At 62.2% G+C, this 23,841-nt stretch carries 22 protein-coding genes; 17 read left to right on the forward strand and 5 right to left on the reverse strand.

Annotated elements, in window-relative coordinates; genetic code table 11:
• Positions 1-27: 27 nt before the first annotated feature.
• Both ACSQ2A_RS08990 and ACSQ2A_RS08995 read right to left on the reverse strand, forming a co-directional pair.
• Complete coding sequence (locus ACSQ2A_RS08990) at positions 28-678, reverse strand: hypothetical protein (RefSeq protein WP_436071924.1); 651 nt, start codon at positions 676-678, stop codon at positions 28-30.
• Between the two features lie 391 nt (positions 679-1,069).
• Positions 1,070-1,816: an SDR family NAD(P)-dependent oxidoreductase gene (locus ACSQ2A_RS08995; protein WP_436071925.1), complete on the reverse strand. Its 747-nt coding sequence runs from the start codon at positions 1,814-1,816 to the stop codon at positions 1,070-1,072.
• A 478-nt stretch (positions 1,817-2,294) separates the two neighbouring features.
• Here ACSQ2A_RS08995 and ACSQ2A_RS09000 point away from each other — a divergent pair, with 478 nt between their 5' ends.
• The 8 genes from ACSQ2A_RS09000 (at position 2,295) to ACSQ2A_RS09035 (ending at position 10,358) form a co-directional block, all read left to right on the forward strand.
• Positions 2,295-3,872: an ABC transporter substrate-binding protein gene (locus tag ACSQ2A_RS09000; protein ID WP_436071926.1), complete on the forward strand. Its 1,578-nt coding sequence runs from the start codon at positions 2,295-2,297 to the stop codon at positions 3,870-3,872.
• Positions 3,873-3,942: 70 nt separating this feature from the next.
• On the forward strand, positions 3,943-4,923 hold the full coding sequence (locus tag ACSQ2A_RS09005; RefSeq protein ID WP_436071927.1) for an ABC transporter permease: 981 nt from the start codon (positions 3,943-3,945) through the stop codon (positions 4,921-4,923).
• Between the two features lie 85 nt (positions 4,924-5,008).
• Positions 5,009-5,887 (forward strand): ABC transporter permease, encoded by an 879-nt coding sequence (locus ACSQ2A_RS09010; protein ID WP_436072276.1) that lies wholly within the window; start codon positions 5,009-5,011, stop codon positions 5,885-5,887.
• On the forward strand, positions 5,887-7,527 hold the full coding sequence (locus ACSQ2A_RS09015; protein ID WP_436071928.1) for an ABC transporter ATP-binding protein: 1,641 nt from the start codon (positions 5,887-5,889) through the stop codon (positions 7,525-7,527). Before ACSQ2A_RS09010 ends, ACSQ2A_RS09015 begins: the two co-directional genes overlap by 1 nt.
• Before the next feature lie 17 nt (positions 7,528-7,544).
• On the forward strand, positions 7,545-8,156 hold the full coding sequence (locus ACSQ2A_RS09020) for a TetR/AcrR family transcriptional regulator (protein ID WP_436071929.1): 612 nt from the start codon (positions 7,545-7,547) through the stop codon (positions 8,154-8,156).
• A 187-nt stretch (positions 8,157-8,343) separates the two neighbouring features.
• A complete protein-coding gene (locus tag ACSQ2A_RS09025) occupies positions 8,344-8,862 on the forward strand; it encodes a sigma-70 family RNA polymerase sigma factor (protein WP_436071930.1) in 519 nt (172 codons plus the stop codon).
• The gene (locus ACSQ2A_RS09030) at positions 8,862-9,623 is read left to right on the forward strand and encodes an anti-sigma factor family protein (protein ID WP_436071931.1); all 762 of its coding nucleotides are present in this window, start codon (positions 8,862-8,864) and stop codon (positions 9,621-9,623) included. The genes ACSQ2A_RS09025 and ACSQ2A_RS09030 overlap by 1 nt, the downstream gene beginning before the upstream one ends.
• Positions 9,624-9,635: 12 nt before the next feature.
• A complete protein-coding gene (locus tag ACSQ2A_RS09035) occupies positions 9,636-10,358 on the forward strand; it encodes a Bax inhibitor-1/YccA family protein (RefSeq protein WP_436071932.1) in 723 nt (240 codons plus the stop codon).
• 64 nt (positions 10,359-10,422) lie between these two features.
• Here ACSQ2A_RS09035 and ACSQ2A_RS09040 read toward each other — a convergent pair whose 3' ends face one another.
• Together ACSQ2A_RS09040 and ACSQ2A_RS09045 are read right to left on the reverse strand one after the other, a co-directional pair.
• Positions 10,423-11,589 (reverse strand): hypothetical protein, encoded by a 1,167-nt coding sequence (locus tag ACSQ2A_RS09040; RefSeq protein ID WP_436071933.1) that lies wholly within the window; start codon positions 11,587-11,589, stop codon positions 10,423-10,425.
• A gap of 12 nt (positions 11,590-11,601) precedes the next feature.
• A complete protein-coding gene (locus ACSQ2A_RS09045; RefSeq protein ID WP_436071934.1) occupies positions 11,602-12,573 on the reverse strand; it encodes an aldo/keto reductase in 972 nt (323 codons plus the stop codon).
• Between the two features lie 193 nt (positions 12,574-12,766).
• Here ACSQ2A_RS09045 and ACSQ2A_RS09050 point away from each other — a divergent pair, with 193 nt between their 5' ends.
• From ACSQ2A_RS09050 to ACSQ2A_RS09090, 9 genes are all read left to right on the forward strand, one after another.
• A complete protein-coding gene (locus tag ACSQ2A_RS09050; RefSeq protein ID WP_291419669.1) occupies positions 12,767-13,771 on the forward strand; it encodes a GntR family transcriptional regulator in 1,005 nt (334 codons plus the stop codon).
• A 24-nt stretch (positions 13,772-13,795) separates the two neighbouring features.
• Entirely contained in the window at positions 13,796-15,337 is a 1,542-nt protein-coding gene (locus ACSQ2A_RS09055) for an ABC transporter substrate-binding protein (RefSeq protein WP_436071935.1), read from the forward strand.
• 66 nt (positions 15,338-15,403) lie between these two features.
• Positions 15,404-16,576, forward strand: a complete 1,173-nt coding sequence (locus ACSQ2A_RS09060; RefSeq protein ID WP_436071936.1) for a M24 family metallopeptidase — start codon at positions 15,404-15,406, stop codon at positions 16,574-16,576.
• Between the two features lie 30 nt (positions 16,577-16,606).
• On the forward strand, positions 16,607-17,587 hold the full coding sequence (locus ACSQ2A_RS09065; protein ID WP_295415463.1) for an ABC transporter permease: 981 nt from the start codon (positions 16,607-16,609) through the stop codon (positions 17,585-17,587).
• Positions 17,587-18,447, forward strand: a complete 861-nt coding sequence (locus ACSQ2A_RS09070) for an ABC transporter permease (RefSeq protein WP_436071937.1) — start codon at positions 17,587-17,589, stop codon at positions 18,445-18,447. The genes ACSQ2A_RS09065 and ACSQ2A_RS09070 overlap by 1 nt, the downstream gene beginning before the upstream one ends.
• Before the next feature lie 16 nt (positions 18,448-18,463).
• Positions 18,464-19,408: a succinylglutamate desuccinylase/aspartoacylase family protein gene (locus ACSQ2A_RS09075; RefSeq protein ID WP_295415461.1), complete on the forward strand. Its 945-nt coding sequence runs from the start codon at positions 18,464-18,466 to the stop codon at positions 19,406-19,408.
• Positions 19,409-19,461: 53 nt separating this feature from the next.
• On the forward strand, positions 19,462-20,466 hold the full coding sequence (locus tag ACSQ2A_RS09080) for an ABC transporter ATP-binding protein (RefSeq protein ID WP_436071938.1): 1,005 nt from the start codon (positions 19,462-19,464) through the stop codon (positions 20,464-20,466).
• The gene (locus tag ACSQ2A_RS09085; RefSeq protein WP_353923133.1) at positions 20,456-21,430 is read left to right on the forward strand and encodes an ABC transporter ATP-binding protein; all 975 of its coding nucleotides are present in this window, start codon (positions 20,456-20,458) and stop codon (positions 21,428-21,430) included. Before ACSQ2A_RS09080 ends, ACSQ2A_RS09085 begins: the two co-directional genes overlap by 11 nt.
• Before the next feature lie 9 nt (positions 21,431-21,439).
• Positions 21,440-22,675, forward strand: coding sequence for an amidohydrolase family protein (locus ACSQ2A_RS09090; RefSeq protein ID WP_436071939.1), 1,236 nt, complete (start codon positions 21,440-21,442; stop codon positions 22,673-22,675).
• Here the strand turns inward: ACSQ2A_RS09090 and ACSQ2A_RS09095 are convergent.
• The gene (locus tag ACSQ2A_RS09095; RefSeq protein ID WP_436071940.1) at positions 22,672-23,655 is read right to left on the reverse strand and encodes a LacI family DNA-binding transcriptional regulator; all 984 of its coding nucleotides are present in this window, start codon (positions 23,653-23,655) and stop codon (positions 22,672-22,674) included. The genes ACSQ2A_RS09090 and ACSQ2A_RS09095 overlap by 4 nt on opposite strands.
• Positions 23,656-23,841 lie beyond the last annotated feature (186 nt).

The raw sequence follows: 23,841 nt of genomic DNA on the forward strand, positions 1-23,841 counted from the left end.
TATTCATTGGCAAAAGTTGAGGCTCGGTCAGGCTGCCGAAGGCCGGTCAGACGCGCCGACTTCCTGCCCCCGACCCTGACGCCAGCGCATCAGTGCCTCGATGCTGAAGAAGGCGGTAATGGCCAGGGCATTGGTTGTGATCAAGAGGGCGCAGAACAGGGCCCAAAGCTGGTTAGCCGGCAGGCTGTTGTTGAACTGCGGAATGCTGCCCAGGGCCACCGGCACATACCAGCAGGTGGCCGAAGTGGCTCCGCCGATCAGCATCAGCACGCGCTGGCGCAGGCTGAGGCCATCGAACAGTGTGCGCGATACCTGCTGGTCGACCAAAGGCAGCACGGCCCGGTGCAGATAGACGGCATTGACCGTGAGGACTGCGACGATGCTCACCTTGGCCCAGATTTTTGGGTTGGCCAGTTTTTCCGGATCGAAGGCTCCATAATAGGCCAAAAACCCCAGTCCGCTGATCCACAGCAAGATGAGCCCAACGGTCACGACCCGCGTGCCGAAGTGGAATGCATCTGCTTGAGACTGGCGGATTTTGCTGCGCAGCATGAAGCGGACGATCATCAGATCGAGGAAGGTAGCCGTGCCGAGTCCAAGGGCCAGACCGATGAAGTGTATGATGCGAATACCGCCCTTGATAAAGGTCGGCTCGGATAGAATAGAAAGTACCTGCATGATACCCCGTGCGTGCTTTAGCAGTCAGTCTCCTGCTCAAGCAGCGCTGACGTTTAAAAGATAGAATGTTACGCAAGTGTAACTTGAAGTAGCCGCACAACATCGACCACATTGAATTAGGGTTGTGCGGGCCGCGGGGCAGCGATTACTGATCACTGCATCGTGTAAAAATAGAACTTGAAACGGGGCCGATTTATGAAAATTTGTTTACCGTTCGGTCATGGCGACGAGGGCTGGGCGTAAACTGCTCGCCCCTCCCTAAGAATTTATCGCAATCAGGCGCCATTTCCCGGTGAAATAGGCAGCTCCGAGGCCAGCGGACGCCGCACTTTCGGCCAACCATGGCGAGAATCGGGCAGATCAAATGCCCGACGTCAGCCCTGCAATCACCTCAATAGGTGCACCGTCCGCCCGAGAGGTCGAAGACGGAGGCAGTGGTAAAGCTGTTCTCCCTGGAGACGAGCCAGGCCACCATTGCGGCCGCCTCATCGACTTCAAGGAACCTTCCCCGTGGAATCCGGGTCAGCATGTACTGGATGAATTCGTCCGTCAGGGTATCCAGAATCCGGGTCTTGGCCGTGGCCGGGGTGATGGCATTGACCGCGATGTCATAGCCCGCCAGTTCCTTGCCCAGCGATTTGGTCAGCCCGATTACGCCTGCCTTGGCCGCCGAATAGGCTGAAAGATTGGGGTTTCCTTCCTTGCCGGCCACCGAGGAGATATTGACGATGCGCCCGTAGTTGCGCGCCTTCATCGCAGGAACGACGGCCTTGTTGACGTAGAATGTGCCGTTGAGATTGATCTCGACCACCCGCCGCCATTCGTCCGGATCATATTGATCAAGGCTGGCATTGCTCCCCGCAACACCCGCCGAATTGACCAGGATCGACACTCCGCCGACCTCCGCCTCGACCCGCGCATGCGCCTCGACCAGCCCATCGAGATCAGTGATATCCACCACCAGGCTCGATGCGCCGGTGCCCAGTGCACCTACCGCCCTTGCCAGGGTCTCTTCGTCGCGGTCCCAAAGGCTGACCTTGGCACCGGAATCGAGAATGCGCTTGGCCATGGCAAATCCCAGGCCCTGTGCGCCGCCGGTGATGACGGCCACCTGGCCGTTAAGGTCGATCTGATTCATCTACTCTCTCCTGAACCGCCGGGCCTTGTTCAAGGTCTTTTGGGCGGCCTGCTGCCTAAAGTCCTTGCTTCGGCGTTGTGAGGGTAGCGGGAAGAACAGGAGAAAAGCCAGACCCAACAGCGCGATGAGCGCTCAAGAGGCGCCCCGGCAGTGGTGGCTGAGGGCCCCTGCCAAACCGCGATGCCGACCCGCCGGGGAGAATTTTTCTGGGTGCGTGGAAGAAATTCCATCTTCCATCCGTATACATGACGTGCGAACCAGCACGTCATGTATTTTTCGCAACTTTCGCCAATAGAAAGCTGAACTGATTTCGTAAAATACGTTCGGCTTGGTGTTTATAACAGCTTTGTGGTGGGGTTGTGACTATTGCGCTCGGGTTTGTGCAATTGCGCTCCTGATAAAATTGGGCTTTCGTGTGGCCCAAGCCTTCCAAACATCTATTTCGAGAAGGCGCTATTCAGGAACGGAGAGAACGCTAATGCACACTTCACTGACTCGCATTGCCGCAGCGCTTGTCGCTTCGACCATGCTCGCCGGTGTGGCCAATGCCGAGACCATCCGCTGGGCCCGCTCATCGGATGCGCTCACGCTGGACCCGCATTCGCAGAACCAGGGCAATACGCACACGCTGGCCCACCACATCTATGAGACGCTGGTTGGCCGCGACAATGCCGGCACCCTGACGCCGCGCCTCGCTACCGAATGGGCACTCAAGGAAGGCGACGACACCGTCTGGGTGTTCAAGCTGCGCGAGGGCGTCAAATTCCACAACGGCGCCGACTTCACCGCCGAGGACGTGGTCTATTCGATCACCCGCGCCAAGAGCGAATTCTCGAACATGAAGCAGCTGCATTCCGTGGTGGAAGGCGTGACTGCGGTCGACGACTATACCGTCGAGTTCCAGATGGCTGGGCCTTCGCTCATCTACCCGAACAATCTCACCAATACCTTCATCATGGACAAGACCTGGGCCGACGAGAACGACCTCGCCGTGGTCCAGGATTTTGCCAGCGGCGCCACCAACCACGCGGTGCTCAACACCAATGGCACCGGTCCCTATACGCTGGTGTCACGTGAAGTCGACGTGAAGACCGTGTTGGCCCTGAACCCGGAATGGTGGGGCGAAGCTCCGGCCGTGACCGGCGTCGAATACCTGACCATTGCCGATGCGCAGACCCGTATCTCGGCGCTGCTCTCGGGTGAAGTCGACATCGTCCAGGACGTGCCGCCGCAGGATATCGAGCGCCTTTCCTCCACCGACGGGTTCAAGGTCGAAACGGGCCCGGAAAACCGCTTCATCTACTTCGGCTACAAGTTCGGCGATGCGCCGCTGAAGTCGTCCAACATCACCGACAGCAACCCCTTCAATAATCCGCTGGTGCGTGAAGCCATGGAGCTGGTGCTCGATCGCGACGCCATCCAGAAGATTGTGATGCGCGGCCAGTCGATCCCGACCGGTATCCCCAACCCGCCCTTCGTCGCTGGCTGGACCGAAGAGCTCAATGCTTACCCGGCTCCCGACGTCGAAAAGGCCAAGGCCCTGATGGCCGAAGCCGGCTACGCCGATGGTTTTACCGTCACCCTCGACACGCCGAACAACCGCTATGTCAACGACGAAGCGATCTCGACCGCCTATGTCGGCATGCTCGGACAGATCGGCATTCAGGTGACCCTGGCCTCGCGTCCGGTTGCCGAACACTCCCCGATCATCCTTGCCAACGAGAGCGACTTCTACCTCCTCGGCTGGGGCGTTCCGACCTTCGACAGCGCCTATGTGTTCAACGATCTGGTTCACTCCAAGACCGAAACGCACGGCACCTACAATGTCGGCCTCTATACCAACCCCGAACTCGACGCGAAGATCGTCGCCCTCGGTACCGAGAGCGACCAGGCCAAGCGTGACGCGAGCGTCGCCGAAATCTGGGACACCGTGAAGTCCGACCGCGTGCTGCTGCCGGTGCACAATCAGGTGCTGGCCTATGCAATGCGCTCGGGTGTGACGCTGCCGGTTCAGCCGGAAAACCAGCCGAACATGACCACGGTCACCTTCGAGTAAAGCGCTGAAATACCGGGCCGCCGCGTGGAGTTGTATGCTCTCGCGGCGGCCCGCCTTTTGAGGGGCGCCCATGCTTGCCTTTATCGCCCGACGGCTGCTTCAGTCCGTCTTCGTCATGCTTGTCGTGGCGTTTATTGCCTTCCTTGTCTTCCGCTATGTCGGCGATCCCCTGGCCAACCTGCTCAGTCAGGATGCGACCATGGCCGACTATGAAGAGGCGCGCGAACGCCTCGGGCTCAACCAGCCCTTCTACGTCCAGTTCTACCACTTCGTGGTCAACGCCCTGCAGGGCCAGTTCGGCGTGTCCTATCGCCTGCAGCAGCCGGTCAGCCAGCTGATCCTCGAACGCCTGCCGGCAACCATCGAGTTGGCCGTCGCCTCCTCGATCATCGCGCTCGTCTTCGGTGTCTTTCTCGGCGTCTATACCGCCCTCAAGCAGCGCGCCTTTTCGACCGGTGTCATCATGACCCTGTCGCTGATCGGCGTGTCGCTCCCCACCTTCCTCATCGGCATCGGGCTGATCTACATCTTCGCCGTCGAGCTGAAATGGCTGCCGTCCTTCGGGCGCGGCGAGGTCATCCAGATCGGCTGGTGGCGCACGGGTCTTCTCACCCAGTCGGGCCTGCGCTCGTTGATCCTGCCCGCCATCACCCTGTCGCTCTTCCAGCTAACGCTGATCATGCGCCTCGTGCGCGCGGAAATGATGGAAGTGCTCCGCACCGACTATATCCGCTTCGCGAGGGCCCGCGGTCTCAGCTCGCGGGCGATCAATTTCGGCCATGCGCTGAAAAACACCATGGTGCCGGTGATCACCATAACCGGCCTGCAACTCGGCTCCGTCATCGCCTTCGCTATCATCACCGAGACGGTGTTCCAGTGGCCGGGAGTCGGTTCGCTCTTCGTCAATTCCGTGGCCGCGGTCGACGTCCCTGTCATGGCCGCCTATCTCGTCTTCGTCGCGCTGGTTTTTGTGATCATCAACCTCATCGTCGACATCCTCTATTTCATCGTCGATCCGCGCCTGCGCGACGGCGCCAAATCCGGGAGGTAGCATCGTGACCGATCTGCCCCATTCCCCCGAGCAGCCGGTATCCGCTGCCAAGACGTCGCGCTGGAAGACCTTCCTCCGCTCCGACATGGTCTGGTCCTATCGCCGCTCGCCGGTGACGGTGGTCGCCTCCATTGTCGCATTCCTGCTTGTTGTCATGGCGGTCTTTGCGCCCTGGCTCGCGCCCTACAATCCGTTCAATCCGGCGACTCTCAACCTCATGGACGGTTTTACACCGCCCAATTCGACCTCGATGGCGGGCAGCTATTTTGCGCTCGGCACCGACAATCAGGGCCGCGACGTGCTTTCGACCATCATGCATGGTCTTCGCGTTTCCCTCTTCGTCGGCGCCATGGCGACACTCTTTGCCATGGTCATGGGTGTCGGGCTCGGGCTCGTCGCCGGCTATGTCGGCGGTCTCGTCGATGCCGTGATCATGCGCGTCGCCGATGTGCAGCTCTCGTTCCCCGCCATCCTCATTGCCCTCCTGATCTTCGGTGTTGCCCGCGGCATCATTCCGCCCAACCAGCAGGAAGGCGCGGCCATCTGGGTTCTTATTCTCGCCATTGGCCTTGCCAATTGGGCGCAGTTCGCCCGCACCGTGCGCGGCGCAACCATGGTCGAGCGGCAGAAGGATTATGTGGCGGCAGCGCGCATTCTCGGCGTCAATCCGTTCATCATTCTTCTTCGCCATGTGCTGCCCAATGTCGTCGGTCCAGTGCTGGTCATCGGCACCATTGGCCTCGCCCTTGCGATCATCGAGGAAGCAACGCTGAGCTATCTCGGCGTCGGCGTCCCCCCGACCCAGCCCTCATTGGGAACGCTGATCCGTATCGGCCAGCAATTCCTCTTCTCCGGAGAGTGGTGGATCCTGCTCTTCCCCGCCATCACGCTGGTGCTGCTGGCGCTCTCGGTCAACCTGCTGGGTGACTGGCTGCGCGACGCCCTCAATCCGAAGTTGCGCTGATGACCACACCTGTTCTTTCCATTAGAAATCTCGTCGTCGACTTCCCGTTCCATGACGAGGTTTTCCGCGCGGTGGACGGTGTCTCCTTCGACATCATGCCCGGCGAAGTCGTCGGCGTTGTCGGGGAATCGGGCGCCGGCAAGTCGATGACGGGGTCAGCCGTCATCGGCCTTATCGAGCGGCCCGGCCGCATTTCGAGCGGTGAAATCCGTCTCAAGGGCGAGCGCATCGACAATCTTGACGAGCCCGAGAAGGCCAAGCTGCGCGGCAAGCGCATCGGCATGGTGTTTCAGGACCCGCTGACGAGCCTCAACCCGCTCTATACGGTGGGCCAACAGCTGATCCAGACCATCCGCACGCACCTGCCTCTTAGCGAGGACGAAGCGCGGCAGAAGGCCATCGATCTTCTCACCGAGGCCGGCATTCCCAAGGCGGCCGAGCGCATCGACTCCTATCCGCACCAGTTCTCGGGCGGCATGCGGCAGCGTGTGGTCATCGCCCTTGCCATCGCCGCCGAGCCCGAACTGATCATTGCCGACGAACCGACCTCGGCCCTCGACGTCTCGGTGCAGGCCCAGATCATCAAGGTGCTGAAAAAGCTCTGCATCAATCATGGCGCCGCGGTGATGCTCATCACCCACGACATGGGTGTCATCGCCCAGACCGCCGACCGGCTGGTGGTGATGCATCACGGCAAGGTGGTCGAGACCGGCACGGTGGGCGACATCATCCGCCGCCCGCGCGAGCCCTATACGGTGAAACTCATCGACTCGATCCCGACCATCGAGCGCAAGGAGGGTCAGATCGCCGTGGCGGCACCCGCCAATGACGACAGCGCCTATGTGCAGGTCAAAAACCTCGTCCGCGATTTCGAGCTCGGCCGCGGCAGCTTCACAAAGCTCCTGCCCGGCAAGGTCGAAATGTTCCGGGCCGTCAGCGATGTCAGCTTCTCGATCCCCAAGGGCCAGACCTTTGGCCTTGTGGGCGAAAGCGGCTCGGGCAAGTCGACCTGCGCCAAGATGATTGTTGGCCTCGTGCGTCCATCCTCGGGCCATATCACCGTCGATGGCCACGATATCTGGGCTGGCGGCGTTGGCCATCAGGAACGCCGCAAGCGCGTACAGATGATTTTCCAGGACCCCTATGCCAGCCTCAATCCGCGCTGGCGGGTCAAGGACATCATCGCCGAGCCCATGCGCACGCTCGGGCTCGCGCGCAACAAGACCGAAGTCGAGCATCGGGTCGCCGAATTGCTCAACAAGGTGCGCCTCGATCCCTCCGTCATGCGTAAATTCCCGCATGAGTTCTCGGGCGGTCAGCGCCAGCGCATCGCCATTGCCCGGGCCCTGTCGAGCCAGCCCGAATTCATCGTCTGCGACGAGCCGACCTCGGCGCTCGACGTCTCGGTGCAGGCGCAGGTGCTGGACCTGATGAGCGAATTGCAGTCCGAATTCGGGCTCACCTATCTCCTCATCAGCCACAACCTCGCCGTCGTGCGCCAGATGTCGACCTCGGTGGGCGTGCTCCACAACGGGGTTCTCGTCGAGCGCGGGCCGACAGACGCGATCTTCGACAGTCCACAGGCCGACTATACGAGAATGCTCCTGGACGCTGTTCCAGACATCTCCAAGGTCGCCTGAGCGAGGCCAGGCAAAAGATGAAGTCCCTCGAAGCACAGCGACGCAGGCACATCATCGATTGCACGATCACGGTGCTGGTGCGCGATGGCGTTGCCGGCACCTCGCTCTCGCGGGTGGCGTCCGAGGCCAAAGTCGCCAAGGGCATCATCTGCTACTATTTCGCCAGCAAGGACGGTCTCTTCGATGCCGTCCTTGCCAGCGTCCGGGAGCGCATGGTGGCCGCCGTCATTGCCGATGCCGAAGCGCTCGACGATGAATGGCAGCGCGTCTCCGCCTTCGTCACCGGCCACCTGACCTATGTGCGAAAACACCGCGCCGAAGTGCTGGCCCTGCGCCATCTGGCGTCCACAAGGGCAGGGGGCTCGGAAGTCTCCGACCACCTCGCCGTCTGGCGTGAGCAGAAGGACTGGCTCGTCGGCACCCTGACCGCGGGGCAGGATCGCGGCGCCTTCAGATCTTTCGATCCCGGCGTTGTCGCCACAGCCATTTCCGGCGCCCTCGAAAGCGGCCTTCTGCAATGGGCGCATGACGCGACGATCGATCTCGATCTCTATGCCGGCCAGCTCCTCGACCTCTTCGAACCCGGCGTCTGCGAACCAGCGCCCGAGGCTCAGTTGGCCTCGGCTTAGGGCACCGTCTCTCTTCCATCGTCATTGCCGGGCTTGTCCCGGCAATCCATCTCGCCTCCGCATGGACCACCGGGACAAGCCCGGCGGTGACGACAAACTATAGGTCTCTCACCGGGGTTGTGGTGCAGCGGCCAAGATTTTTGCTTTCCGCATGGAAGCGCTGGGCGGTTTTGTCCGTATATAGCTTATGGTCCCGCCAAAACCCCACAAATCCGAGGTCATGAACGAGCTTCCGGCTCTGCGGCGCTATGCGCTGAGCCTGACGCGGCATCCGACCGATGCCGAGGATCTCGTGCATGATGCGTTGGTGCGTGCCATGGAGCGTAGTGTCACCTACAATCCTGCGGGCAATCTCCGCGGCTGGCTGATGTCCATCGTGCACAACCTGCACATCGACCGCATCCGTTCCGGCAAGAGCGCCGCGGCCCGCGATCGGGATTTTGCCGCACAGACCGCAGAAACGCTGCCGCCCAACCAGCTCGACAGCGTCCGGCTCATTCAGGTGCGCCGTGCCTTCGACACGCTGCCCGACGAGCAGCGCGAGGCTATGCATCTGGTGACCATCGAAGGCCTCAGCTACGAGGAGGCGGCCGCGGTGCTGGGCGTGCCGGCCGGAACGGTGATGTCGCGCATTTCGCGCGGACGGGAAGCCCTGCGGCGCTGGGAAAGCGGACCGGCACTGAGACTGATCAAAGGAGGCGAATGATGCGGAACATTGAAACAGTCGACCCCCTGGAACTGGCGGCCTATGTCGACGACCAGCTCGACGTCTCGCGCCGTATCGAAATCGAGTACTGGCTCTCCCAGCATCCCGACGTGGCGGCTCAGGTCATGACCGATCTGCGTATGCGCGACGAGCTGCGCCTCGCCCTTGCCGGCGACGAAGTCCCGCCCATGCCGGCCACCAGCGATGTCGCGCGGCGCCTCGAAGGGCGCCTCCATCGTGGCCAGTTCTTCCGCCGCCTCCGTCCGCTCGCTGCTGCGTCCTTCCTCCTCAGCGCCGGCTGGATCGCGCATAGCCAGATCGGTACCCTGCCGGCCCAGGCTTCCAGCGCCGTCCCCGAATATGTCACCGCTGCGGTCGAAGCCCATCACATCACGGCCCTCCGCGCCGGCATGCATTCGCAGCCGCGCGTTACCGATTACGATCCGGCCGAACTCCTCGCCGAAACCGCCATCCGCATGCCCAAACTGCCGGCAGGCTGGTCGGTGACCGACGTGCAGGTTTACCCCTCCCATTTCGGCCCCAGTGTTGAGCTTGCCGTCAATGCCGGCGAACTCGGTGCCGTGTCGCTCTTTGCGGCGCGGCCGGGCCAGTTCATCGTGGAGCGTCCCTCCACGCGCCATGTCGACGATACAACGACCGCCTATTGGCAGTTCGGCGACATAGCCTATGCGCTCGTTGCGAGCGCTCCGCCCGGCGAGGTATCCCGCGCCGCCGGCTCCCTTTTCGATTCCCTATACTGACGGAGACTGACGATGGCTTTGCAGCCACAATCGCGCTGGAGCAATCCGGCATCCACCATGTCCGGCGCCGCCTTCGATGAAGGCCTGCGCAAGCACATGCTGCGCGTCTACAATTATATGGGCCTCGGTCTCGTCATCACCGGCCTCGTTGCCTTCTTCGTCGGCTCGACCCCGGCGCTCTATGTGCCGATCTTCTCTTCGCCGCTCAAATGGGTGGTGATGTTCGCCCCGCTCGCCTTCGTGATGTTCTTCTCGTTCAAGGTCAATTCGATCTCGGCCGGCGCCGCACAGACCATGTTCTGGGCCTTCTGCGCCGTGATGGGCCTCTCCATGGCCTCGATCTTCCTGGTCTTCACCGGCGCCAGCATTGCTCGCACCTTTTTCATCTCGGCCGCCATGTTCGGCGCGATGAGCCTTTACGGCTATACCACCAAGACCGACCTGACCAAGTTCGGCTCGTTCCTGATCATGGGTCTGATCGGCGTCGTCATCGCCTCGATCGTCAACATCTTCCTCGGCTCGAGCATGCTGCAGTTCATCGTTTCGGTGGTCGGCATCCTCGTCTTCCTCGGCCTCACCGCCTGGGATACCCAGTCCATCAAGGAACAGTTCGCCGAGAACAATGGCGCCGAAGCCAACCAGAAGCTCGCCGTCATGGGCGCCCTGTCGCTCTATCTGAGCTTCATCAACATCTTCCAGCTTCTCCTCAGCCTCACCGGCCAGACGGAAGAGTAAAGCGCTTCCAGGCGCCTGAAGGGAAAGGCCGGCGAGACTTTTGGGTCTCGCCGGCCTTTCCTATTCATGCCTTCCAGTATTTCTTCAGCGTCGTCGGCGTGTGCATATTGTCGTAGAGAAACTCCCAAAAATCCTTGCGCTCTTCCGGCGCAACCGTCTTCCAGACCTCGTGCACGGCCATGTCGCCCCCATAATAGGCATAGACGAACGGCGCCCTGAGGTTGTGGCTGAGGAAGGCCAGACGCGAGCGCGCCGTCACCGGGTCCTGCAGCGCCTTGTCGGCCATGATCGGCACGATCTCATCAAGGCTCATCCCCTGTGCATGCATCATCCAGGCCGCATTGCAGCGCATGGCACTCCTCAGACGCTGCAGGGCAACGCCCAGTTCATCCTCGGGGCCATCGACCCAATCGAGGAAGAACATGCCATTGTCGGCAATGCCTTCGAAGAGCGCGCTGCTGGCCGAACTCGTCACCACCTGCGCCCCATCGAGCGGCATCTTGCCCTCGGCGACATAGCGTTCGCGCAAGTTCATGTGCACGAGATGTCCCGGAAACACTTCATGCGTAGCGAGGTGCTTTAGCGAAAACCGCGTATAAGGAAAATCGAGGTTCAGCAGCACTTTGCGCGTGGGATAGTCGCAATAGGCCGAGAAGGGCACGGCCGTAACGCCCTCCGGCTCCATCCATTCGTGCGCCATGGGATACATGGTTGCCGTCACCCGCTCGCGGCCCTCAAGGATCAGCGCCTTCAGCTCAGCGAGCACTGCCTCCTTTGGTACCCGCGCCTGCGCTTCCCAGCGATTGAAATCCTCGGTGAGGCTGCCGCCCGCATAGCCAAGCTCATCGAGCTTTTCGCGGATCGTCCCGCGATAGCCTTCCAACTCCCCGTCGGGCACGAGCTGTGTCTCAACCCGGATTTGCCTCCGAACACGGTCGGCAAAGCTGATCGGCTTTTCCTCAAAAGTCGTCACCAGCGCCAGGAGCGAGTCGATCATTTCATCGACATAGTCACGACGAAGCTGTGTTTCCGCCTCGCCAGCATTCCGCACCGCCAGCGCTTCGAGCCGTTCCCGCGCCTCGGCATAGTCGCGCAGTTTTGTCGGCTCGACCTCAGCCATGGCGACCGGGATCAGGCCTTCCTTGTCTAAAAACCCATCGCTGCGCGGCGTGCTGCGATAGAGCGCGTCGATGCCGGCCGTCAGGCCCGCCAGTTCATTGCCAATCAGCATGGCCAAAAGCTCCTATTGGTGACCGGCAACCGGCTTGGGTTCGTAAGGGGCTTCCATCAGCGCCACATCCTCGTCGCTGAGTTTCACCTCGAGCGCCGCCACGGCATCATCGAATTGATGGAGCTTGGAAATACCGACGATGGGGGCAGTGATCCCCGGACGCGTCGCGACCCAGGCATAAGCAATCTGGGCCGGTGGGCGGCCATGGCGTTCGGCCACCGTACGCACGGCAGCAACCACGGCATCGTCCTGTTCGCGCGAACGGTCATAGAGCGCCGAAGCGGTCTTGTCGGTCTGCGAGCGGGTTGTGTCGGCATCCGTGCGGGCCGCCAGGCGCCCGCGGGCGAGGGGGCTCCAGGGGATAACGCCGATGCCTTCCGAGCGGCAGAGCGGCAGCATTTCGCGCTCTTCCTCGCGGTAGATCAGGTTGTAGTGCGGCTGCATGGAAACGAAGGGCGCCCAGCCATTGGCGCGCTGCATGCCGAGCGCCTTCATGAATTGCCAGGCATGCATGGAGGAGGCGCCGAGATAGCGCACCTTGCCGGCTCGAACCACGTCGTTGAGCGCATCCAGCGTCTCTTCGAGCGGGGTGCCGTAGTCGAAACGGTGCAGCTGATAGAGGTCGATATAGTCGGTGCCGAGCCGCTTCAGGCTGCCGTCCACGGCCTCGAAAATATGCTTTCGCGACAGGCCCCTGTCATTGGGGTCGCTGCTCATCGGGTTGTAGAGCTTTGTCGCCAGCACAAGGTTTTGGCGCTTCCGCGTCGAGAGCACCTTGCCCACCACCTCTTCGCTCGCCCCCGCCGAATACATATCCGCCAGATCGAAGAAGTTGATCCCGAGGTCCACAGCCTTGTCGATGATCGGCCGCGACGCCGCTTCATCCAGCACCCATGGGGCCCAGTTTGGCGAGCCGAAGGTCATGCAGCCCAATGCCAGCTGCGACACTTTCAGGCCCGTTCGGCCCAGGTTGCTATATTCCATTAGTACACCTCAAGACGCAGAAAAAGACGCGCAAACGACGATGTTCCGGCGCGAAAGCCGGTAAAATTCGCCTGATTTCATGCATTTGTGCACATTCGTCAGGCGAAATCAAACCGTGTGCAAAAAAATTGCATGCCCTATTGCAGTGTTGGGAACTCGTGGTTACGGTCAGTGTATCAACGTGGTAGAACACATGTTCACGATAGACGCGTCCAGCATCGACAAGTCGCTTCCCGTCCCGGTCGGGACGCAATTGCATGGGCTGTTGAGCTACATGCTGGCCTTCAGCGACATGGCCTATGGCACCAAGCTGCAATCGGTCCGGCAGTTGGCGAGCGAACTCGGCATTGCGCCGATGACCGTCAGCCAGGTCTATCAACAGCTCCGCGACGAGGGTCTGATCGAGATGCGCGCTGGCCTCGGGGCCTTCACGGCGCGCGATCCGCTGGCCGTCGCGGCCTCCGGGCAGCCGATCAATGCGCTGCGCGGCGATATCGAAGCCATCCTCGCCAAGGCCGAAGCGCTTGGCGTCTCATCCATGGCGCTGGTGTCGATGATCAATGCCGGTGCGCAGATGCGTCGCCCCGCCACCGGTCTCAACATCGTCTTTGTCTGCATCTTCGAAGGTCCGGGTCGCGACTATGTCGACGAAATCCGGCCGACCCTCGCCAGCAATGATCAGATCGAACTGGTGACGCTCGACAGCATTCGCAATGACGGCCCGCAACGGCAGGCCTGCCTTGCTGCCGACATCGTCCTCACCTTCAGTCACAGGGAAGCGGAAGTGCGGGCGTTGGTCGAGGGCAGCGATGTGCTGGGCCTTCGCTTCATCCCCTCGCAGCGCACCCGGCAGAGCCTTGCGGGTCTTGATTCCCGCGCCCGCGTCGCTGCCATCACCCACTTCAAGGAATATATCGCGATCATGCGCCCCAGCGTGCGCGAGTTCGCCCCGCATATTTCCGACATCCGCGTCACCTGGTCGTCCGCCGATGATCTCAGCGAGATCATCGAGGGCTCCGACGCAGTGGTCTACGCCTCGGGCGCCGATCATGTAGCCCAGCTCGTGCGGCCCGGCGTCCAGTGTTTCGAATATCGCCACGCGCCCGATACCGGCGCTCTCGACACCATTCTGGCTCCGCGGCTTGCCGATCTCAGGCGCGCCAAGGGTGGTCAGCTAGCGGGCCGACTATCCGCTTAATTAGTCACAGCAAGGGAACAGGGAATGAAGAAGTTTTTGTTGACGACCAGCGCCTTGATAGCGCTGAGCCTCATGCCGGTGCAGACCGGTTTCGCACAGGACAGCAACACGCTCATCGTGGGGATGGACGTGGATGCCGGTACGCTCGATCCGCGCCTGATGCGCGACACGACTGCCTCGCGCGCCGCTGACCTGATCTATTCGGGCCTCGTCCACATCACCCCGAGCCTCGAGCCGGTGCCGGACCTGGCCGAAAGCTGGGAAACGCCCGATCCGCAGACTTTTATCTTCAAGCTCCGTCCGGACCTGAAGTTCTCGGACGGCAGCCCGCTGACCGCCGATGACGTGGTCTATACCTATACGACGCTGGTCAATCCCGACTTCAACGCCCCGAGCCGCGCCCTCTATGCGCCGATCTCGGCTGTCGAAGCCGTCGATCCGCAGACGGTAAAATTCACGCTCTCCGCGCCCTACGCGCCGCTCCTCACCTATCTCGATATCGGCATCGTGCCCAAGGCCCTCGTTGAAGGCGGCACCGACATCGCGCTCAACCCGGTTGGCGCCGGCCCGATGAAGCTCGTGTCGTGGAACCGTGGCAGCGAAATCGTCCTCGCAGCCAACGAGAACTACTGGCGCGGCACCCCGACGATCGAGAACGTCACGCTGAAAATCATCGGCGACAACTCGGCCCGTTCGCAGGCCTTTGAGGCCGGCGATCTCGACGTCATCCAGTCCCCGCTCGCCCCGCAGGATATTGAACGCCTCAAGGCCAATGACCGCTTCGGCAATGTCGTCACCGCTGGCCTCGGCGTGAATTACCTCAACTTCAACGTCAAGGATCCGCTGCTGTCCGATCCGAAGATGCGCCAGGCCTTTGCCAAGCTCGTCGATCAGGCAACCATCGTGAACGACATCTACCAGGGCGTCGATCAGGAAGCGCATTCGATCATCCTGCCCTCGTCCTGGGCCTATTCCGACACCATCGCGCAGCCGACCTTCGACATCGAAGCGGCCATCGCACAGTTCAACGAACTGGGCTGGACCGACAGCAATGCCGATGGCGTGCTCGACAAGGACGGCAAGGATCTCGAAGTGGTTCTCTCGACCCACAGCGAAGACACCAACCGCGTGCAGAGCGTTGAATTCCTGCAGGCTCTCTTTGAAGCTGCCGGCGTCAAGGCGACTGCCCAGATCAGCGATTGGCCGTCCTTCTCGACCAATTATGTGCAGCAGGGCAAGCACCAGATCGCGCTCCTCGGCTGGCTCAACATCGTCGATCCCGATCGCCTGATGTTCGCCCAGCTCTCGACGGGTGGCCCGACCAACTGGGGTGGTTATTCCAACCCTGAAGTTGACGCGCTCCTTCAGGAAGGCCGTTCGACCCTCGATCAGGCCGGCCGCGCCGCCGCCTATCAGAAGGCCGCGACGATCCTTGCCGAAGAGCTGCCCTACTACATCATCTCGGCTCAGGGCTATCAGCTGTTCTACGCCAAGGACCTGCCGGTCGAAGAAGTGCAGGCCACACCGCGCGGCAATCTCCGCGGCCTGATCGGCTTCACCGACTGATCGTGACTATCCCGGCCGGCGCTTCGGTGCCGGCCGGCCTTGCGGCCCCACTCCAAGGACATCGCCATGGCCTTCTCCCAGCGCCTCAGCGCCGACTATTACGCATCCGTCCATCGCGACATTCGTGCGCGCATGGCCGAAGACGGCGTCGACGTGCTGCTGCTCGATTCCAATGACGACGTCATCTACACGACCGGTTTTTCCCACTACACCACCGAGCGCCCCGTCGTTTTCGCGCTGACGCAAACCGACGCCTATCTGCTGGTCCCCGAGCTTGAGCGTCACCACGCGCTCGACCAGAAGACCGCGGCCGAACTCGTCGTCTATTTCGAATTTCCCGGCCGCGACCGGCCCTTTGCCGTGCTCGCCCGCACTGTCGGCGACATCAGGGGCACCGTGGCGCATTCGCCTGGCATTTCCCTAGCCCGCGTCGGCCAGATCGAAACCGCCTTCCCCAATGCCAAGGTGCGCACCTCCGGCATCGTGGGCAAAATGCGCCTCACCAAGCGCCCGGAAGAACTGGTGCTGCAGCGCGAAGCTGCGCGCATTTCCGACTCCATGGTTGCCGCCGGCGTCGCCGTCATCGACGAGGCGCTGCATACCGGCAAGACCATGCCGACCGAAATCGAGATCGAAGCCCACATCATCCGCCATGCGCTCGATACCATGTATCGCGAGCACGAGGACATCATGCTCGTGCAGGGCATTGCCGGTGGGCTTGTCTATTCCGGCCTGCGTTCCGCTGTCCCTCACGGAATGCCGACCGGCCACCGCCCGCAGCGGGGAGAAAGCATGATTCTTTCTCTCGGCTGCCGGGTGGGTGGGCGCGCCGCTGAAAGCGAGCGCACCTTCATTCTGGGCGAGCCGAACAAGGAGCAGGAACGCTTCTACAATCTTGCCCAGCAGGCCCAGGCCATCGGCACGATGGGCCTGATCGCCGGGGCAACCTGTTCCTCTGCCGACGACCGCGCCCTCGGCTTCATTCGCGAACAGGGCGTCAGCGAATTCTGCCTCCATCGCGTCGGCCACGGCATGGGCGTCATGTTCCACGAGCCGCCATGGGTGGAAGGGGGCGACGATACCGTGCTCCTCCCCAACATGGTCTGCTCTTCCGAACCCGCCCTCTACGTGCCGGGCCTCGGCGGCTTCCGCCTTGCCGATACCGTTCTCGTCACCGGACAGGGGCCCGATAGCCTCACCAAGTTCCCCCGCAAGCTCGATGAGGTGATCCTTGGCTGAGCGTAACCCAGTCCCGCAGAGGCAAAGCCAATGGTAGCCTATGTAATCCGCCGGCTCCTGCTGCTCATCCCCATGGCCATCGGCATGGTGGTGGTCACTTTTGGCCTGCTGCTCATTATCCCGGGCGATCCCGCCGCCGTTCTCCTCGGCCAGGACGCAACGCCGGAAGCCATCGAAACCCTGCGCAATACCCTGGGGCTGAACGACCCCTGGTACATTCGCCTCTGGGACTATTTTGCTTCTCTCCTGCAAGGCGACATGGGCCGCTCGATCTTCCAGAACCAGCCGGTCTCCGAGATCATTCTCGGCCGCCTCGGCGCGACCATCGAACTCGCCGTCGTTGCCCTGATCCTTGCGACCCTGATCGGTCTGACGCTGGGCGTCCTGGCCGCCATTCGCCAAGGCTCCTGGGTCGATACGGTGACCATGCTCTTTGCACAGCTCGGCGTCTCCATGCCGGTCTATTGGCTCGGTCTCCTCCTGATGCTGCTCTTTGCCGTGCAGCTCGGCTGGCTCCCCGCCATCGGCCGCGGCGTGCCGTTGCCCGAGGCCTTCCTCGCCGCCATCACCGGCCGCCCGCAGGTACTCTGGGATTCCATCGGCCACATCGCCTTGCCGGCTTTGGCGCTTGCGGCGAATTCGGCGGCCATCATCTCGCGTCTCGTTCGAGCCTCCATGCTCGAAGTGCTGCGTGAGGACTTTGTCCGCACTGCCTATGCCAAGGGTCTTCGCAAGGGCCGCGTCGTCATCCGCCACGCGCTCCGCAATGCACTCCTCCCGGTGCTCAGTGTCATCGGCCTTCGCTTCGGTGCGCTTCTCGGCGGCGCCGTCCTCACCGAGTCCATCTTTGCCTGGCCCGGCCTCGGGCAGCTCACCATCGCCGCCATCTCGCAGCGTGACCTGCCGCTGATCCAGGGCATCGTGCTCACCTTCGCCATCGTCTTCGCGCTCGTGAATCTGGTGGTGGATCTTCTCTACGCAGCGGTCGACCCGCGTATTCGGTTGGGTTGATGACCATGCGTTTGCCAAAAGCCTTCACCAATGTCTCGCTCGTCGTCGGCGCGCTGATCTCGCTGACCATCATCCTCCTCGCCATTTTCGCGCCCTATGTCGCGACCCATGGCATCGAACAGATGGACATGCGCAATCGCTTCGATGGCCCGACCATGGAGCACATCCTCGGCACCGACAATTTCGGCCGCGACCTCTGGTCCCGTCTCGTCTTCGGCGCCCGCATCTCGCTGACCATCGCCGTCATCGCGGTGACCGCCTCGGCCATCATCGGCACGGTGGTCGGTCTCGTCGCCGGCTATTTTGGCGGCTGGGTCGACCAGATCCTGATGCGCATCACCGACATCTTCCTCGGCTTCCCGGCCATCGTGCTGGCCCTCGCCATCGTCGCGGTGCTTGGCCCGGGCATCATGAATGTGGCGCTCGCCATCATCGTCGTCGCCTGGACCGAATATGCCCGCGTCGTGCGCTCGACGACCCTGGTGCTACGCGAGCAGAACTATGTGCAGGCGGCGAAAGCCCTCGGCGCTAGCCCCGCGCGCGTCATCTTCAAGGAAATCCTACCCAATGCCCTCGGGCCGATCATCGTCCTCGCCTCGCTCGGCCTTGGCACCGCGATCATCTCGGAATCGGCATTGAGCTTCCTCGGCTTTGGCCTGCCGCCGCCGGCCCCGACCTGGGGATGGACCCTCGCCTATGGCACCCGCTTCATGCGTGACGCGCCGTGGCTCTCCATCGTCTCGGGCGCGACCATCATGGTGACGGTGCTTGGCTTCAATCTACTCGGCGACGGTCTGCGCGATGTGCTCGACCCCCGCCAGCTCTCTCGCGGCGGCGGCAAGTCCGCCAAGGCAAAGTAACTAAAGGAATATTCGAATGGTCAAATCCATCAACCAGCTTCGTCCCAAGTTCACGACGCATGCCGATGGCAGCGACGCAGTGCTGTTCATCCACGAGCTGGTCGGCGAAGAGGATGGTCCCACCATCGGTATTTCCGCCTCCATCCACGGCAATGAGAATACCGGCTCCCAGGCCATTCTCGATCTCTACCGCGCCCTCAAGGACCAGCCCCTCAAGGGCCGCATCCTGTTGCTGCCTGTTGCCAATCCCTATGCCTTCGCGGTCAACGAGCGCTTTGCCACCATCGACAAGGTCGACCTCAACCGCCAGTTCCCCGGCAATCCCAAGGGCACCTATTCCCAGCAGCTCGCCCATGCGATGACCAATGAGTTCCTCAATGTCATCGACGTACATATTGACCTGCATTCGGGCACTGATCGTCCGACCGTCGACTATGTCTACATCTGGAACGACGAGCGTCTGTCGCGCGCCTTTGGCTCCAAGCTCCTCTACCGTCCGGTCGAGAACAAGCAGGGCACTGTCTTCGGCGGCACCACCAAATCGGTGACCATCGACACCCGCAATATCCCGGTTGCCGTGATCGAGCTCGGCGGCGGCATCGTCGACCAGACCCCCTACGTGAAGCAGACCGTCGACGGCGTGCTCAACATGCTCAAGACGATCGGCGCCATTCCGGGCGATCCGTGGACCAATCCAAAGCAGATCGTCGTCAACGAACTGGCCGGCATTCGTCCGAGCCAGGGCGGTTGGCTCGAACCGCTGGCCCCGGCCAATGGTGAAGTCATCAAGGGCGGGCAGCTGCTCGGTCGCGTCGTCAGCCCCTACACGTTCGAAGTGCTCGAAGAGATCCCGACGCCCTTCGCCAATGGCGTGATGATCATGCAGCACCTCACCCGCAACCTCGTCCATAGCGGCGACTACGGGTTCATGGTCGGTAACCTCGAAGGCGCCACCGACTAAGACGCAAAACATGCCGGGCGTGTCCCACTAGCCCGGCATTGGAGACGACGGCAATGAGCGAAATGAACACAGCAACCCATGTCCCGGTTCTGCAAGTCTCCGATCTCGACATCGAGATCAGGGGCGTCAATGGCGCTTTTGCCGTCGTCTCCGACATGAGCTTCTCGGTCAGGGCAGGGGAAACTCTCTGCATTGTCGGGGAAAGCGGGTGCGGGAAATCCATGACCGCCCTGTCTCTCCTCCGGCTCCTGCCTGATGCAGCCACCATTGCCGGCGGCAAAGTTCTCATAGATGGCCAGGATTTCCTCGCCATGAACCAGCGGCAGGTGGAAGATTTCCGTGGTGAAAAGATCGCCATGATCTTCCAGGAACCGCTTTCGGCGCTCAACCCCGTGCTGCGCATCGGCGAGCAGATCGCCGAATCCGTGCGCCAGCACCGCAAGTGCAACCGGCGCGAAGCCGACGCCCGTGCTGTCGACGTCCTGCGCCTCGTGCAGATGCCCGACCCGGAGCGCCGTGCCACCCAGTTTCCGCACGAGCTTTCGGGCGGCATGCGCCAGCGCGCCATGATCGCTCTGGCCCTCGCCTGCGATCCGAAAATCATCATCGCCGACGAACCGACCACGGCGCTCGACGTCACCATTCAGGCCCAGATTCTCGGCCTGATTTCCGACCTGCAGAAGCGCCTCGGCACTGCGCAAATCCTCATCACCCACGATCTCGGTGTGGTCTCTGAGGTCGCCGACCGCGTCATCGTCATGTATGCGGGCCGCAAGGTCGAGGAAGCGAGCATCTACGATCTCTTCGATCGCCCCTTCCACCCCTACACGATCGGCCTGATGGGCGCCGTTCCCGGTGCCGGTGCATCGAGCGAGGCCGGCGATCGTCTGGCCGATATTCCGGGCACCGTTCCTCCGCTCTGGAACCTGCCAAAGGGCTGCGCCTTCGCCCCGCGCTGCGCCAATGCCTCGGCGCGGTGCCTCGAAGAGCGCCCGCCATTCGAAGAAAAACGCCCCGGACACTGGGCCGCCTGCTGGGAGCACGACGATGCAGCCTGATCGCACCCCATTGCTTTCGGTCGAAAATCTCGAAGTCCACTTTCCCATCCGCTCCGGCGTTTTCCAGCGTCAGGTGGGCGCCGTAAAGGCCGTCGATGGCGTCAGCTTCTCGCTACAGCGCGGCGAAACCCTCAGCCTCGTTGGTGAAAGCGGCTGCGGCAAGTCGACAACCGGCCTTGCCCTCATGGGCCTCGTCAAGCCGACCGGCGGCCGCGTGCAGTTCGATGGCCAGGAAATCCGCGGCTTCAATCGTGCGGCGCTCAAAAGCTATCGCCGCCGCATGCAGATCGTCTTTCAGGACCCGTTTTCCTCGCTCAATCCGCGCCAGCGGGTAAAGGACATCATCCGCGCCCCGCTCGACATCCATAAGGTCGGCACGCCAGCCGAGCGCGAAACGCGCGTCGCCGAACTCATGGAGCGCGTTGGTCTTCGCCCCGATCAGGCCGATAATTTTGCCCATCAGTTCTCCGGCGGCCAGCGCCAGCGCATCGGTATTGCCCGCGCCCTGGCCCTCAATCCCGATGTCATCGTCTGCGACGAGCCGGTTTCGGCGCTCGACGTCTCGGTGCAGGCGCAGATTCTCAATCTCCTCAGCGATCTGCAGCGCGATCTCGGCGTGTCCTATCTGTCGATTTCGCACGACCTCGGCGTCGTCGAATTCATCTCCCATCGCGTCGCTGTCATGTACCTGGGCAAGATCGTCGAGATCGCCCCCAAGACGCGCATCTTCGCCGAGCCGGGCCATCCCTATACCGAACTGCTGATGCGCTCGGCGCCCTCGCGCGACCCGCGCAAGCGCCACAGCTTTAGCGCCACCAATGACGACATCCCCAGCGCGACGAAGAAGCCCAGTGGCTGCCCCTTCCACACGCGCTGCCCCCTCGTCACCGCAGTCTGCAAGACCACCGAACCCGCCCTGACCGCCCGTGAAGGTGGCCAGATGGTTGCCTGTCACAACCGCTGAGTTGCTTTCATGACCACGTCCTTTCTCTTCACCGGCGGCAATGTCCTCGACGCCGAAGCCGGTATCCTACGGCAGGGGCTCGAGGTGCTGGTCACCGACCAGCGCATCGCCGCCATCGGCACCAGCCTTGCGCGGCCCGAAGGCGTTGAAGTGATCGACCTCGCCGGCAAGACCGTCATGCCGGGCCTCGTGGATTGCCATGTCCATGTCGTCGCCGAAACGCTCGACCTCTGGGCCAATATGATTGCTCCGGCCTCGCTCGCCGCACTGCGCTCCGCGCGGGTGATGGAGGAAGCTCTGCAGCGCGGCTTTACCACCCTGCGCGATCTCGGCGGTGCCGACTATGGTCTCGTCCGCGCGGTCAACGAGGGCCTTATCGCCGGTCCCCGCCTCATCATCTGCGGCAAGGGCCTCACCACCACCGGCGGCCATGCCGACCTGCGTCAGCGCACCGATGATCGGCCGGGCCTCTTCTCCGACCGCCTCGGCTCCATGGGTCTCATCGTCGACGGCGTCGACAATGTCCGCGCCGCCTGCCGCACCATGATCAAGGAAGGCGCCAACTTCATCAAGGTCATGGCCAATGGCGGCGTCTCCTCGCCCAATGACCCGATCCACTCGATCCAGTACTCGCGCGACGAAATCCTCGCCATGGTCGAAGAGGCCGAAAATGCGGGCATGTATGTTGCCGCCCACGTCTATACCGACAAGTCCATCGCTCGCTGCGTTGAACTCGGCGTCCACTCGCTCGAACACTGCAACCTGATCGAGCCCGACACCGCCAAAAAGGCCGCCGAAAAGGGCTGCATCGCCGTCCCGACCCTCGTCGCCTATGACGCGCTGGCCCTCGAAGGCGAGGCCCTTGGCCTCGGCGCCACCGAATTCGCCAAGATCGAGGTGGTCCGCAGCGGGGGCCTGCGCTCGCTCGAAATCATGCGCGACGCCGGCCTCCCTATGGCTTTCGGTTCCGACCTTCTCGGTCAGCTCCGCAAATATCACGGCATGGAATTCGAACTCCTCGCCAAGGTCCTTACCCCGCAAGAAATCATCCGCTCCGCCACCGTCATCGGCGCCAAACTCTGCCGCCTCGAAGGCCAGGTGGGCATCGTCGCCGAAGGCGCCTTTGCCGACCTTCTCGTGGTCGATGGTGACCCGCTCTCGGACATTTCGCTACTGCAGGACGATGGCGCCCACATGCCCATCATCATGGCCAATGGCCGGATCGTGAAGAACGCGCTGAACTAGTCCAGCGACCTTACGGAGCCGCGCTCCACCAGGTTCGGCACCAGCATCAGTCGCTGCGGCGGCAGCGGGTGCCGATTGCTGTTCATCCGTTCGAGCAACAGCCGGAATGCGGCAATGCCCATGTCGGCACCCGGCAGGCGCACTGTCGTCAGCGGCGGCGAAATCTGTGTTGCCGCCGCGAAGTCGCCATAGCCGACGACCGAAATATCGTCGGGCACCCGCAGCCCCATCCGGTGCAGCTCGGACACCACGTGCACCCCAAGGCTGTCATGCGCGCAGAACAGCGCCGTGGGCAGTTCCCCTTCGGTCTTGAGCGCGAGGAAGGCATTGGCAAAGCCCTCTTCGCCAAACTGCACTTCCACGACGCTCGCCTGATCCGATGTCAGCAGCGCCTCCCGCAGGCCGAACAGGCGCTCCATGCGGCCCCGCAGCACCCGGCTGCCATGCACGAAGCCGATCCGCTTATGACCGCGCGCAATCAGGTACTGCCCAATGGCATTGCCTGCCTCGTGATCGGCGCCCGTCACCTGGTCGACCTGTTCGAGCGGCAGCACCCAGCCCAACCGCACGACCGGCCGCCCGACCGCTTTCAGCGCCGCCAGCGTCCTTACGTCATGCTGGCCCACCAGCACGATGCCGGCGCTCGCCCGGGCGATGTTTTCGACCCGCTCCGGTTCGACCGTCCAGTGGATCTGCACCTGGTATCCAGAGCTGTCCGCCTCGCGCTGGATGCCGTTCTGCATCTGCATCCAGAGCTCGCTGTTCACCGGATCATGGTCGTTGAAGATGATGTGGATGGCTGGCCGCATCGCCGCCACATCGGCCGCGCGCAGATAACCCAGTTCCAGCGCCTTGGCCGTCACCCGTTCGCGCGTCTCCCCGCTGACGCCATCCTTGCCGGACAGCGCGCGCGACACGGCGAATTTGGACACCCCCAACTGATCGGCAATCTCTTGCAGCGTGATTTTCTTCAAGCGCACACCTTCGTGTTTTGTTAGGTTCTATCACGCCAATATTTATGCGCAAGTTTTGTCTATCGTGGTGCCAATAGCGCATATAAAACAATGGTATGTGCCGCGCAAAATTTTCGTTGTAACGATTTCAGTATGCCTATTGACCTAACAATTAGGTCTTGGTTGGCTAGTGTTAGCTTGAAGAGCGACGCG

The organism is Devosia sp. LjRoot3 (genome assembly GCF_964252865.1).
Taxonomy (GTDB): domain Bacteria; phylum Pseudomonadota; class Alphaproteobacteria; order Rhizobiales; family Devosiaceae; genus Devosia.

Excerpts from the sequence above, each read along its gene's own strand:
- ACSQ2A_RS08990 (WP_436071924.1), bottom strand. The coding sequence starts at position 678 with ATGCAGGTACTTTCTATTCTATCCGAGCCGACCTTTATCAAGGGCGGT.
- ACSQ2A_RS08995 (WP_436071925.1), bottom strand. The coding sequence starts at position 1,816 with ATGAATCAGATCGACCTTAACGGCCAGGTGGCCGTCATCACCGGCGGC.
- ACSQ2A_RS09000 (WP_436071926.1), top strand. The coding sequence starts at position 2,295 with ATGCACACTTCACTGACTCGCATTGCCGCAGCGCTTGTCGCTTCGACC.
- ACSQ2A_RS09005 (WP_436071927.1), top strand. The coding sequence starts at position 3,943 with ATGCTTGCCTTTATCGCCCGACGGCTGCTTCAGTCCGTCTTCGTCATG.
- ACSQ2A_RS09010 (WP_436072276.1), top strand. The coding sequence starts at position 5,009 with ATGGTCTGGTCCTATCGCCGCTCGCCGGTGACGGTGGTCGCCTCCATT.
- ACSQ2A_RS09015 (WP_436071928.1), top strand. The coding sequence starts at position 5,887 with ATGACCACACCTGTTCTTTCCATTAGAAATCTCGTCGTCGACTTCCCG.
- ACSQ2A_RS09020 (WP_436071929.1), top strand. The coding sequence starts at position 7,545 with ATGAAGTCCCTCGAAGCACAGCGACGCAGGCACATCATCGATTGCACG.
- ACSQ2A_RS09025 (WP_436071930.1), top strand. The coding sequence starts at position 8,344 with ATGGTCCCGCCAAAACCCCACAAATCCGAGGTCATGAACGAGCTTCCG.
- ACSQ2A_RS09030 (WP_436071931.1), top strand. The coding sequence starts at position 8,862 with ATGCGGAACATTGAAACAGTCGACCCCCTGGAACTGGCGGCCTATGTC.
- ACSQ2A_RS09035 (WP_436071932.1), top strand. The coding sequence starts at position 9,636 with ATGGCTTTGCAGCCACAATCGCGCTGGAGCAATCCGGCATCCACCATG.
- ACSQ2A_RS09040 (WP_436071933.1), bottom strand. The coding sequence starts at position 11,589 with ATGCTGATTGGCAATGAACTGGCGGGCCTGACGGCCGGCATCGACGCG.
- ACSQ2A_RS09045 (WP_436071934.1), bottom strand. The coding sequence starts at position 12,573 with ATGGAATATAGCAACCTGGGCCGAACGGGCCTGAAAGTGTCGCAGCTG.
- ACSQ2A_RS09050 (WP_291419669.1), top strand. The coding sequence starts at position 12,767 with ATGTTCACGATAGACGCGTCCAGCATCGACAAGTCGCTTCCCGTCCCG.
- ACSQ2A_RS09055 (WP_436071935.1), top strand. The coding sequence starts at position 13,796 with ATGAAGAAGTTTTTGTTGACGACCAGCGCCTTGATAGCGCTGAGCCTC.
- ACSQ2A_RS09060 (WP_436071936.1), top strand. The coding sequence starts at position 15,404 with ATGGCCTTCTCCCAGCGCCTCAGCGCCGACTATTACGCATCCGTCCAT.
- ACSQ2A_RS09065 (WP_295415463.1), top strand. The coding sequence starts at position 16,607 with ATGGTAGCCTATGTAATCCGCCGGCTCCTGCTGCTCATCCCCATGGCC.
- ACSQ2A_RS09070 (WP_436071937.1), top strand. The coding sequence starts at position 17,587 with ATGACCATGCGTTTGCCAAAAGCCTTCACCAATGTCTCGCTCGTCGTC.
- ACSQ2A_RS09075 (WP_295415461.1), top strand. The coding sequence starts at position 18,464 with ATGGTCAAATCCATCAACCAGCTTCGTCCCAAGTTCACGACGCATGCC.
- ACSQ2A_RS09080 (WP_436071938.1), top strand. The coding sequence starts at position 19,462 with ATGAGCGAAATGAACACAGCAACCCATGTCCCGGTTCTGCAAGTCTCC.
- ACSQ2A_RS09085 (WP_353923133.1), top strand. The coding sequence starts at position 20,456 with ATGCAGCCTGATCGCACCCCATTGCTTTCGGTCGAAAATCTCGAAGTC.
- ACSQ2A_RS09090 (WP_436071939.1), top strand. The coding sequence starts at position 21,440 with ATGACCACGTCCTTTCTCTTCACCGGCGGCAATGTCCTCGACGCCGAA.